The sequence below is a fragment of the Albidovulum sp. genome (assembly GCF_049646345.1).
In the GTDB taxonomy this organism is placed as follows: Bacteria; Pseudomonadota; Alphaproteobacteria; order Rhodobacterales; family Rhodobacteraceae; genus Albidovulum.
The window spans coordinates 1-7,101 of the sequence record NZ_JBARVQ010000722.1; the positions used below are offsets into that span (position 1 = coordinate 1).

Sequence of the window (7,101 nt, forward strand, 5' to 3'; positions counted from 1 at the left end):
GCGCGCGGCAGAGGCGGCGGGATATGGTGTGATGGTGGGCTGCATGGTGGGGTCGAGCCTTGCCATGGCGCCGGCGGTCTTGCTGGCGCAGGGCGCGGCCGTGGTGGATCTGGACGGTCCCTTGCTGCTGGCCGAGGATCGCGATCATGCTTTGCGCTATGACAATGCCGGGGTTCATCCGCCTGAGACAGGGCTTTGGGGGTGACCTGCCCCATAAACTGGGTTTCAGCCCACCCAGGCTAAGGAATGTCCGGTCGGGCTTGACCTTGCCCGCGCAAGGTCCGATGAAACCGCAACTGACCCGAGGAGAGCACCTATGAGCCGTACAGTCTATGTCAACGGAGACTACCTGCCCGAGGAAGAGGCGGTGGTGTCGGTTTTCGACCGGGGTTTCCTGATGGCTGACGGGGTCTATGAGGTGACGAGCGTTCTGGGCGGCAAGCTGATCGATTTCCCGGGCCATTCTGCCCGGCTGACGCGGTCGCTTTCGGAGCTTGATATGGCGAGCCCCTGTTCGGATGAGGAGCTTCTGGCAATCCACCGCGAACTGGTTGTACGGAACGGGATCGAAGACGGGCTCATCTATATGCAGGTCACACGCGGCAATCCGGGCGACCGCGATTTCGCCTTTCCCGATCCGAAGGTGACGCGACCGACGCTGGTGCTGTTCACCCAGTCGAAGCCCGGCCTTGCCGACAGCCCGGCTGCGAAGACCGGCTGGAAAGTCATCTCTATTGAGGATATCCGCTGGGGGCGGCGCGATATCAAGACGACGCAACTTCTCTATCCGTCGATGGGCAAGATGATGGCCAAGAAGGCGGGCGCCGACGATGCCTGGCTGATCGAGGATGGGATGGTGACCGAGGGTACGTCGAACAATGCCTATATCGTCACGGGCAACCGGATCGTCACCCGGGCGCTGTCGAACGATATCCTGCATGGCATCACCCGCGCCGCGGTGCTGCGATTTGCGGCCGAGGCGCAGATGCAGGTCGAGGAGCGCAGCTTTACCATCGAAGAGGCGCAGGCGGCCGATGAGGCCTTTGTCACGTCCGCTTCGGCCTTTGTCATGCCGGTGGTGGAGATAGACGGCACGGCGCTGGGGGACGGTAAGCCCGGACCGGTCGCCACGCGGTTGAGGGAAATCTATCTGGAGGAAAGCCGCAAGGTGGCGGTCTGACGCCCGGTTCTGTTTGGGTATTTTCGCAATGAAGAAACCTCAGGCGCTTTGCACCAGATGCAGGGTGACGGCGGCGTAAAACACAAGGCTCGCCGTCAGCACGAAGACATGCCAGATCGTGTAGTGAAAGGGCAGGCGTTCGAAAAGGTAGAAGGTCACGCCGGCAGTGTAGAGCAGGCCACCGGTGACGATCAGGATCAGGACCGGGGCTGACAGGGTGGCAAGAAATGCGCCCCCGGTAAGCAGACCCGCCCAGCCCATGCCGAGATAGAGCGCGATCGTCAGGGTGCGGAAGCGGTGAGGCGAGACAAGCTTGATCCCAACCCCGGTGAAGGCCGCCGCCCAGAGCCCGGTGAGCAGCCAGAAACCCTGGCTGGAGAGCAGGGCGAAAGGCGTATAGGTGCCCGCGATCTTGACATAGATCGCCGAGTGGTCGAGCCGTTTCAGCACCTCTTCCCAACCCGGTTCGGGGACCATGTTGTAGAGTGCGGAACATAGGATCATCGCGATCAACGCAAGGCCATAGACCGAGACCCCGAACATTGCGGTGAAATCGCCGCGCAGGAAGGCGGCGGTTGTGATCAGAACCGGCACCGCGATCAGGACGAGTGTCAGCCCCGAGGCATGGATGACCGCATCCGATAGCCGTTCGGCCCTGCTGTAACTTGTGCGTTTCCTCAGGAGCTGCATCATGGGAGTCTATCAGGGAAGACCGCCCCAAAGTAAGGCCGCGCCCGTAAACATTTGGTGTCAGGGCAGACATGTCCTGTGATCGGCAGGGTCACGGGGGGCGTCGCAAAAGCCGATCCGCTTGGCCGGGGTGGCGCAGGTCCGGCAGTCCATAAGAAACGCTATCATTTAGTGCGGCGGCCGGAGGCGCCTTCGCGGTACGCGAAGGGCCGACATATGTCTTGCGCCCGGGAACCGGGCGCTCATTGGGATCAGGGCAATTCAGCTGTCCTTTGGTCCGACATTCTTGCTGAACGCCACTTCGAACGCCGCTTGTTTCGCCGCATCCGCCCCGGTCTGATGCGCTGCGCGCCAGTCCTCATAGGGCATGCCGTAATAGACCTCACGCGCCTCGTCCTTGGTCATCTCGATGCCACGTTCGGCGGCGGCCTCCTGATACCAGCGCGCGAGGCAGTTGCGGCAGAACCCCGCAAGGTTCATCAGGTCGATATTCTGCACATCGGCGCGTTTTTCCATCAGGTGATGGCGCAGCGTCCGGAAGGCGGCGGCTTCGATCTCGATGCGGGTCTGGTTGTCCATGGCGGTTCTCCTGCCTTCAGAGATTGGTATCGGCCAACGCCGCTTCAAGGATCGGGGCCAGCCGGTCGGCCCAGGCGATCTGACCGTCTTCGGTGCGGATCAGATCGTGCCTGATCTCGATCAGTACGTTGGGTCGGCCCTTTTTCAGTGCATGTTTGTCGATGGAATCGCCGTCGAGATGGCCGCCATAGGGTTCGTTTTCACCAACGTTCAGATCCGGTTCGGCGCGAAGACGTTCAAGCATGGCCAGCGACAGCTTCGGGTCGAGATGGGAATAGAGGATGCCCACCTGCCACGGCCGGTCGTCGCGCCCGAAGAGGCGCGGCGTGAAGCTGTGGACGGCGCAGATGACTGTGTCGGACCTGCGGATCGCCAGCCCCTCCAGCGCGTCGTGATAGGGCCGGTGGAAGGCGTTCAGACGCCGCTCGACCTCTGCCGCATCGACAGAGCGGTTCACCGGGATGATCGTCGAGTCGTAAAGCTTCATCACCAGCGTCGGGTCATCCTCGCCCCGGTTGGGGTCGATGACGAGGCGCGAGAAATCAGAAAGGATCGCAGGTGCGTTCAGCCGCTCGGCGAGACGCCGCGTCACCCCCGCCGCGCCGATATCATAGGCGATGTGGCGTTCCATATCGGCGGGTGAGATGCCAAGACTGCCGCCGCCGATGCAGTCCGGCACCCGGTTCGTTGCGTGGTCGCAGGTTACAAGCCAGCGCGCGGGGCGGTCCGCGCCGGTGATCTCGAAAGGTTGTTTCGTCATCTCGGTGTCATCATGGACTGTCACCGGTTTCATAGACTGGCGGACCGTAAAGCGCCAGTTGCCGTGGCCCGGCTTTTCGGCCATAGAGGGGCGGATTTTGATGATAGCGCAAACGGAAAAGACATCATGACCGGGATGAGACGCCTCAGGAACGTAAAGATCGTGGCCACGCTCGGCCCCTCGTCGAGCGATTATGAAACGATCCGGGCGCTTTTTGAGGCGGGCGCTGACGTCTTCCGCCTGAATATGAGCCATGGCAGCCACGCCGAACAGGCCGCCCGTCACACGATCATCCGGCAGATCGAACAGGATACCGGCCGCCCGATCGCAATCCTTGCCGATCTTCAGGGCCCGAAACTGCGCACCGGCGTCTTCGCGAAAGGCGAGGAGGATCTGGTGGAAGGTGCCGCCTTCCGTTTCGACCTTGATCCGGCTGAAGGCGATGCGACCCGCGTCTGCCTGCCGCATAAGGAAATCTTCGCCGCACTCGAACCCGGCGCCTCGCTTCTCGTGAATGATGGCAAGATCCGGCTGAAGGTGGAAAGCTGTGGTGCCGATTTCGCCAATTGCACGGTGACCACGGGCGGTACGATCTCCAACCGCAAGGGGGTGAACGTGCCCGATGTGGTCCTGCCGCTGGCGGCCCTGTCCGACAAGGATCGGGCGGATCTGGAATTTGCCTGTGAACTCGGCGTCGACTGGCTGGCCCTGTCCTTCGTGCAGCGCCCCGAAGACGTGGCCGAGGCACGGGCGCTGGCCAAGGGCCGGGCCGCGATCCTTTCGAAGATCGAAAAACCCGCGGCTGTGAAAGCCTACAAGGAGATCCTCGCAGTCTCTGACGGGATCATGGTGGCGCGCGGTGATCTCGGTGTCGAACTGCCCGTCCATTCGGTGCCGCCGATCCAGAAGCAACTGGTGCGCGGCGCACGGGCGGCGGCCAAGCCCGTCATCGTCGCCACCCAGATGCTGGAAAGCATGATTGAAAGCCCGATGCCCACCCGCGCCGAGGTTTCCGACGTCGCCACCGCGATCTACGAGGGCGCCGATGCGGTGATGCTCTCGGCTGAAAGTGCCGCCGGTGACTACCCTGTCGAGGCGGTCACGACCATGGACAGCGTCGCGAAATCGGTCGAGGCCGACCCGACTTACCGCGAAGTCATCGAAGCCTCGCGCCGCGTCAGCCGCACCACCATCGCCGACGGGATCGTGGCAGCCGCGCGCGAGATCGCCGAGGCGACGGATATCCACGCGATCTGCTGCTTCACCCAGTCGGGCACCACAGCGAGCCTTGTGGCCCGTGAACGCCCCAGCGTGCCGATCATCGCCCTGACGCCGATCCCGGCGACGCTCCGCCGTCTTTGCCTGACCTGGGGGGTGCATTGCGTGCTGACCGAGACCATCGACCGGTTCAAGATGGCCGTCGTCTCGGCCGCCCGCGCCGCCCGCGCTTACGGGTTTGCGACCGAAAAAGACCAGATCGTGGTGACTGCGGGCGTGCCATTCAACGTCAAGGGCACCACAAACATCCTGCGCGTGGCCCCCTGCGATGAACGCCTGATCTTCCGCACCGATCCGGAATAGCGGGGCGCACCATCTGATCACGGTCGCGCCTCCAGTTCTGGTGGAGGCCGGATTCCGCCTGGAACCATTGACCGGGGAAGCGCAGGTCGATGCCGCCCGTGGCAGGTAGCTCGCCTCCGAGGCCTTTAGCCCGAGGTCGTTGGTACAAAGACCGGGCGGCCGATATGATTGGTGCGGAAGAAGAAGATCTGCCCTCCCTCGACCACCGCAACAGTTCACCATCATGCCCCAGTCTGGATCAAAGGTACCGAAGCGGCGTTCTTTATCTCAGGCAAGCAATCTTGTGCTTGCAGGATCGTGGAACGGAACGAGGCTGATTTCTGCTGCGATCTCCCGTCCCTCAACCATGACGGAATACTGTCCTTTGGTTAGCGCCTGTTTGCCCATGGTGCCATCCGGTGCAGACAGCAGACACAAGCCCACCGCCGTTCCTTGCGAGCATGACCAGGCGCCCGCCGTCACATAGCCCGCGACCTTGCCGTCCCTCAGGACCGGCTCATTGTGGTGCAGCAGGGGAGTTGGGTCGGTGAGCTTGACGAAGCAAAGATATGGCCCCTCGTTGGCGGCCTTGCGTTCGAGATAGGCGTCGCGGCCGACAAATGCGGTTCCTTTGTCGGGCTTGCAGACAAAGCCCAGCCCCATCTGATGGGGCGCGTCGCTGTAGGCCATGTCGTGGCCCCAGTGGAGGAAGCCCTTCTCGATACGCAACGCGTTCAGCGCTTCGCCCCCGGCCAGCCGCAGCCCGAGCTTGTTGCCTGCCTTCATCAACACCTCGAAGACATGTTCGGCGAAATCGGGTGTCACGAAGATCTCCCACCCAAGCTCGCCGGTATAGGACAGGCGCTGCGCGAAGACGGGCGCGTGGCCGATGTGGAAATGCTGCAGGCTATTGAACGGGAAGGCCGCGTTAGAGACGTCGATATCCGCGACCGCCGCCAGAAGGTCACGCGATTTCGGACCCGCGATTGCCAACACGCCGTAGGCGGTCGTGGCGTCGCGCAGGCGCACATCCTCGCCCGGGCGCAGCGCGTCGCGCAGATGCAGATAGTCGCGTCTGGTGTGCGAGATAGAGCTCATCACCATGAACGCGTCGCCGCCGTGGCGCGCCACGGTTACGTCGCTTTCGATCCCGCCGCGTTCGTTCAGCATCAGCGTGTAGGCAACCCGGCCCACAGGCAGCGCCATGTCATTGGTGCAGACGCGTTGCAGGAAGGCTTCGGCATCCTTCCCCTCGACCATCAGCTTGCCCAGCATCGAATAGTCGAACATAGCCACCGCCTCTCGCGCGGCCTTCTGTTCTGCCTGCGCATGGGGAAACCAGCTGGAGCGGCCAAAGCTGTAGTCGTATTCCGGCGTCACGCCCTCGGGCGCGAACCAGCCGGGGCGTTCCCAGCCCTGCACCTCGGCATAGCAGGCGCCATGGGCTTTCATCGCGTGATAGAACGGCGTTCGCCGCAGGTTGCGCACGCTTTCGCGCTGACGGCCCGGCCAGTGCATCGCATAGGTCAGCACCAGCGTTTCGGCACAGCGTTCGCGCAGATAAGGATCGCGGGTCTGGAATTCCTCGCAGCGCTTGGGGTCCATCTCGCTCAGATCCATCGGCGGATGGCCCTTCATGATCCACTGCGCCAGCGCCCGGCCCGCGCCGGGACCGGACTGGATGCCGGTGGAGTTCACCCCGGCCAGCACGTAGTAGCCCTTGACGTCCGGCGCCTCGCCCAGCGTGAAGCGGCCGTCATGGGAATAGCTTTCCGGCCCGTTGAAGAAGGTGCGGATGCCGACGTCCTGAAGGATCGGCACCCGGTTCATCGCCAGTTCCAGCACATCCATCACATCCTCTTCGACGAAGGGCAGGCTGTCGAAGCAGAAATCCTCGGAAATGCCTTCCATCCCCCAGGCCTTGGGGTGGAAATGCGCGAAACCGAAGAGAAGTTTGCCCGCATCCTCTTTCCAGTAGGTGCCGTCGCAATAGGAACGCAGAACTGGCAGGTCGCTCGGCAGCCCGGCGATGGGTTCGGTCACGAGGTAGTAATGTTCGCAGGCATGCAATGGCACGCCGACGCCGTTCTGGCGGCCCAGTTCGCGCGCCCACATGCCGCCGCAGTTCACCACGACATCGGCGGTGATCCGGCCCTCAGCCGTGCGCACGGCGCGCGCGCGGCCGCCCTCGACTTCCACGGCCTCAACCTTCACATGTTCAAAGATCTGCGCCCCGTGCATCCGCGCGCCTTTTGCCAAAGCGGTGGTCAGGTCGATCGGGTTGGCCGAGCCGTCGCTTGGCATATAGATGCCACCCAGCACGCCTTCGGGG

Annotated in this window: 6 protein-coding genes and 1 pseudogene; 3 read left to right on the forward strand and 4 right to left on the reverse strand. The window is 63.1% G+C overall.

The annotated features are described in order from the left end of the window. Together WBB85_RS18790 and WBB85_RS18795 are read left to right on the forward strand one after the other, a co-directional pair. Positions 1 to 205 (forward strand): annotated as a pseudogene (locus WBB85_RS18790) (dipeptide epimerase); the annotation flags it as partial. A gap of 111 nt (positions 206 to 316) precedes the next feature. Further along, positions 317 to 1,180, forward strand: a complete 864-nt coding sequence (locus WBB85_RS18795) for a D-amino-acid transaminase (protein WP_432640120.1) — start codon at positions 317 to 319, stop codon at positions 1,178 to 1,180. Positions 1,181 to 1,219: 39 nt separating this feature from the next. On the opposite strand, the gene trhA is transcribed toward WBB85_RS18795, so the two are convergent. The 3 genes from trhA to WBB85_RS18810 all read right to left on the reverse strand — a co-directional run bounded on the left by trhA (position 1,220) and on the right by WBB85_RS18810 (position 3,209). Then, the gene (trhA, locus tag WBB85_RS18800; RefSeq protein WP_432640121.1) at positions 1,220 to 1,873 is read right to left on the reverse strand and encodes a PAQR family membrane homeostasis protein TrhA; all 654 of its coding nucleotides are present in this window, start codon (positions 1,871 to 1,873) and stop codon (positions 1,220 to 1,222) included. Between the two features lie 258 nt (positions 1,874 to 2,131). Next, positions 2,132 to 2,449 (reverse strand): DUF1244 domain-containing protein, encoded by a 318-nt coding sequence (locus tag WBB85_RS18805; RefSeq protein WP_432640122.1) that lies wholly within the window; start codon positions 2,447 to 2,449, stop codon positions 2,132 to 2,134. A gap of 16 nt (positions 2,450 to 2,465) precedes the next feature. Continuing rightward, the gene (locus tag WBB85_RS18810; RefSeq protein WP_432640123.1) at positions 2,466 to 3,209 is read right to left on the reverse strand and encodes an N-formylglutamate amidohydrolase; all 744 of its coding nucleotides are present in this window, start codon (positions 3,207 to 3,209) and stop codon (positions 2,466 to 2,468) included. Positions 3,210 to 3,344: 135 nt separating this feature from the next. Between WBB85_RS18810 and pyk the strand changes: the two genes are divergently transcribed. Continuing rightward, entirely contained in the window at positions 3,345 to 4,790 is a 1,446-nt protein-coding gene (gene pyk / locus WBB85_RS18815) for a pyruvate kinase (protein ID WP_432640125.1), read from the forward strand. 267 nt (positions 4,791 to 5,057) lie between these two features. On the opposite strand, the gene WBB85_RS18820 is transcribed toward pyk, so the two are convergent. Then, on the reverse strand, positions 5,058 to 7,101 hold a 2,044-nt coding region (locus WBB85_RS18820), incomplete at its 5' end, for a GcvT family protein (RefSeq protein WP_432640124.1).

What these genes read in the sequence shown, in the direction of transcription:
- WBB85_RS18805 (WP_432640122.1), bottom strand. Translation starts at nt 2,449, where the DNA reads ATGGACAACCAGACCCGCATCGAGATCGAAGCCGCCGCCTTCCGGACG.
- WBB85_RS18795 (WP_432640120.1), top strand. Translation starts at nt 317, where the DNA reads ATGAGCCGTACAGTCTATGTCAACGGAGACTACCTGCCCGAGGAAGAG.
- pyk (WP_432640125.1), top strand. Translation starts at nt 3,345, where the DNA reads ATGAGACGCCTCAGGAACGTAAAGATCGTGGCCACGCTCGGCCCCTCG.
- WBB85_RS18810 (WP_432640123.1), bottom strand. Translation starts at nt 3,209, where the DNA reads ATGACGAAACAACCTTTCGAGATCACCGGCGCGGACCGCCCCGCGCGC.
- trhA (WP_432640121.1), bottom strand. Translation starts at nt 1,873, where the DNA reads ATGATGCAGCTCCTGAGGAAACGCACAAGTTACAGCAGGGCCGAACGG.